This is a genomic window from Streptomyces sp. JK94 (assembly GCF_053613315.1).
Genome location: NZ_JBSICH010000085.1, coordinates 1 through 3203, shown reverse-complemented (window position 1 = coordinate 3203; position 3203 = coordinate 1). Strand labels below are relative to the sequence as shown.

General features: G+C 62.8%; 3 protein-coding genes. 1 reads left to right on the top strand and 2 read right to left on the bottom strand.

Annotation, left to right across the window (positions count from 1 at the left end; translation table 11 throughout):
• Positions 1-223 precede the first annotated feature (223 nt).
• Positions 224-1240 carry a helix-turn-helix domain-containing protein gene (locus tag ACVV2G_RS33295; protein ID WP_453846491.1) on the bottom strand — a complete coding sequence of 339 codons (1017 nt, stop codon included), beginning with the start codon at positions 1238-1240 and terminating at the stop codon, positions 224-226.
• 68 nt (positions 1241-1308) lie between these two features.
• Positions 1309-1527 carry a hypothetical protein gene (locus tag ACVV2G_RS33290; RefSeq protein WP_453846490.1) on the bottom strand — a complete coding sequence of 73 codons (219 nt, stop codon included), beginning with the start codon at positions 1525-1527 and terminating at the stop codon, positions 1309-1311.
• Between the two features lie 694 nt (positions 1528-2221).
• On the opposite strand from ACVV2G_RS33290, the gene ACVV2G_RS33285 reads away from it, so the two are divergent.
• Entirely contained in the window at positions 2222-2956 is a 735-nt protein-coding gene (locus ACVV2G_RS33285) for a hypothetical protein (protein WP_453846489.1), read from the top strand.
• Positions 2957-3203 lie beyond the last annotated feature (247 nt).

The following is a 3203-nucleotide window of genomic DNA, read 5'->3' as shown; positions in this document are numbered from 1 at the left end:
TACAACCGCCGCCGCCTGCGCAAGCACCGGACTTTCGGCTATCTCACCCCGACCGAGACCAGGCAGCGGCAGCAGCACACCCTCGCGGCATAACGATCACGTGTCCGGGATCACGGGGAAACTTCACTACCGAACCGTCCGCTCGTATCGCCTTGAGCCATCACCCAGCACTCCCCGGCGTCGGCGTCAGACCACCTAACCTGCTGGTCGCAACACCGTGGCGTCATGCCGGATTGCGGAAGACGGACTCGACGAGAGGGTCTATATCGGTGTAGCCCAGTCTCTTGGCTTCGCCTACCAGCCGGTTGACCTCCACGAGTGTGAGCTCCCACTCGCCACGCTCAAACAGTGAAAGGTCAACAGAGTTCACTCCATAGCGCTTCTCCAGTCGCCGGAACATGGCGCGCTTCTCTCTATCAGAGAGACTCACGGAAAGCCATTCCCGAAGATTTTTCGATCTTGCCTGCAGGGAGAACTTCCTGAGTCGCACAATCTCTGCACTCACTGGCAGCGCCCCAGAGCGCCAAGTCCTGGAGCTTGCACTATTTCGACCATTCATGGCCATGGTCATCAAGCGGGTACGAGCTGCATCATTTTGGTGCTCAGGGCTGGCCATAGCCAGGAGGTCAAACCAGCTGATCAGTTCGGTGGAGGAGGTCACGCCGCAGGCTTCCAGATAGTTTCGCAGGAAGTACGGCGACACCGGCCGCGCTCCTGACAGCACCGCTGCCACGCTCGAATGGGAGTAGGGCATCATGTGGGCAAGCTGCCTCAGTGACAGCGAGCGGTAAGCGCGAAGGGACTGCAGAGCAAGCCTGAGGTCCAGATATGTCTCGGCACGGTGTGAAGGGAGGATGAGTCCTGTTCTGTCCCACCGTTCCCAGATGCGGGGCCAAGACGCCCTCCGCCGCTCCTCAGGGCTCAGATGCAGTGACTCCACAGAGTCTTCACTGACGAACTCCCTGGGCCGGATCTCGCGGCGGACCTCTTCCCAGTCTTTACGCCACCGCCTTAAATCGCCGGAGCATGCATCCACGTAGGCCTTCGTCACTCGCCACGATGGCAGCTCATATCCCCCTGCGGCTTTGGATAATGAAGCCGCAGAGACGCCGCACCTCGTGGCCATGTGCGCGAGGGTTGGGCTGCCTGCCCGCTCGCGGAGCTCGCGAAGTGCGGCGGCGAATTCGAGGACCCGTGGATTTCCCTGCCCAATAGGTAGCTGGTTGATGCGACGTCCCACGTCTTCTCCAGAGGACCTTGAAACTGCCCGCGGGGGCCAGCCTCAGCCGCTGACCCCCGCGGAGGACATCAGGCGAGATCCTGGCGGAGCTTTGCTGCGATCAGGCTTCCGCCGGCCACCACCGTGACAGCGGCCGGCGGAGCACACCCGACCACCACGAGCGCGATGACCGCGAGAAGAACCACGATCACCAGCCATACCGTCGCGGCGGTGATGTCTCGACTCTGCAGGATCGTCAGCGGACCGATCGGGATCGGAAAGCTGCTGGACGTCACGACATAGGTCATGGCGTAGGCACCTCAGTCTCTTAGTGGAAGCGTGAATTCCGCTTCGTTGACCCGGACTAGTTCGATGCCAGGCCCCGGTTGGCGCCAAGGCTGATCTGGCGCCCTCATGCTGGCCGACTCGCGAGGGTGATGTCCATTCCGATGTGAACGATTCCTGAACAATTCGAGGCTCTTTTTCAGAATCCCGTACACAGCACATAGAGAGTCTGTACTTAAAAACCGTGACGATCAGGCACGTTCGCGCAGGCCAAGGCATCATTCTTCAGAAGATGTATCGCCAACGCGGTCAGGGGCGGCACCTTCGGTGCAGCATCACCCGACGATGGATGACATGCTGGGCACGAGCCCGCGAGGGCTGTGACCTTGGTCGACGGGCACCTCAGTCTCTGACCCGGACTGTGCACCGCGATGCGAGGTGAGCGTGCTGTTGGCGCAGGACGCTCAAGCGATGGGGTTTGCCGTGATCTGACCGGCGAACCCCATTGCCTTTTCTCGGAGTCCCCAGCGAAGTCTCCGCCCGGCGCTGACACGGCAGGCATGCCCAGCGTCACCTCCTCCGGTGCCCGAGCTCGAAGCACTCCCTTGGCATCCGCGCAGCACGCCCGCTCCAGGGTGCTCCAAGATGGGACCTCAGCATCGTCACGGAGGGGAATCAGTGCCTGGCCTTGGATGGGAAGACTGGACTGTCGCGAGAGTGGACCAGAACCGCCTGCCGGCCGACTGGGGCTGGAAGGTCACACGCCCTTCAGGCCGCGGCTTCGACGACGACCCGGTCGACTACGCCGCCTCCCTACGCGATCACCGTCGCATCCTCATCGAGGAGACACCCGGCGTGCCGCTACGGCGCCGCAAGCAGCCATGGCACCGCTCAGCACCACATGCATCAGGTGCCAACTACTTGCCGTTCACGACCGAGATCCCATTTGGGCTGTGGATCTTCACTCTCGTCCCGAACGACGACCAGGACCGCTCCGGACGGACCTGGAGCCAGCGAATATGGTTCCGGGTACCGGCCTGGTGGGCGCTGGGCCCCCAGGGGCGAACAGCGGCAGCACTCCTCACCCGACTGGAGAAGCTGACCTGGGACGAAGTCCTCACCCTGCGCCGCTCCTACAACAAGGCATGGCCCACCGATCGCGAAGACCCCGCCTGGTACGAGGCGCAGGACCTCGCCAGGACCGCCGACCGGGCCACGCTGAAGAACGCGCTGATCAAGCACACGCAAGCAGCACTGGACCAAGCAGCCCGCATCCACGGCAAGCGCGTACGGGACTTCTCAGACGAACAGAAGGCCGTGTGCTTCGCCGCCACGGCCCTCGCAATCGAGGACCTCTCCCCCGGCCTCGCCCACCGCCTCCTCGGCCCGCTCCGTCTCGCACTCGGCGACGTCCACACCTACCTCGTCCCCTCATGGGCCGACAGCGTGTAACACGAGGCGGACTCGGCGACGCCGCATACCAACGACCATTGAACCTGAGCCTTGCGCAGCGCAGATGACACGAACTGATCACCCACCAGCTAACTGACAAAGCCACAGGCCAGGCCGCTGATCCGGCACAGCGCCCACATTCACTGCAGCTACTGGCACACTGCAATCCCCCACCCACCGAAGCACCACAAACTGATCAGTGCAGGCCAGACCACCAACTACTGATCAGAAAAACCGCCCCTGGACA